Origin of the sequence: Lysobacter sp. TAB13 (assembly GCF_052113885.1) — a bacterium.
Classification (GTDB): Bacteria; Pseudomonadota; Gammaproteobacteria; order Xanthomonadales; family Xanthomonadaceae; genus Lysobacter; species Lysobacter gummosus.
The window spans coordinates 1-503 of sequence record NZ_JBFRDR010000149.1; the positions used below are offsets into that span (position 1 = coordinate 1).

General features: G+C 62.0%; 1 protein-coding gene. It reads right to left on the reverse strand.

Annotation, left to right across the window (positions count from 1 at the left end):
* Positions 1-281 precede the first annotated feature (281 nt).
* The coding region (locus tag AB4Y92_RS25570; RefSeq protein WP_441822167.1) for a hypothetical protein at positions 282-503 on the reverse strand (222 nt) is incomplete at its 5' end.

The window sequence follows — 503 nt, forward strand, 5'->3', positions numbered from 1 at the left end:
GCGCATATCCCCGCCGGCGCGATGCGAGGGGCGGAAGTTGCCCATCTCCTATGTCTTCTATCAGTCCAAGAAGGGCTTCAGGGGCACGGATGCCTTTACGGTGCGCTGGACCTCGGCGACCGGCGAGACGCGCGAGAAGACCTACACCGTCACCATCGACTGATCCGCGTCAGCTTCAACACGCCGGGACGGGCCAGGACGGTGAATTCGAGGGCTCTCCAAACGAAAAGCGGGCGGCCTTTCGGCCGCCCGCTTCATCATTCCCGACCCGTACTGAAGGATCAGTGCTTGGTCAGCGTGCCCTTCAGGGTTTCGCCGTTCTCGACGTTTCGACCCGTCACAATGGCCGTGTTGCCGTTGATCGTCAGCGTCCGGATCACCTTCGTGCCGAAGGTGAGCTGGTTACCGTCGCGGCGCGCGGGCCCGCCGCCAGTACCCTGTTTTGTGATGCCCACGATATTGGCCGAGTTCGAAGTGACCTTCGAGATGACATAGGTCTGCTC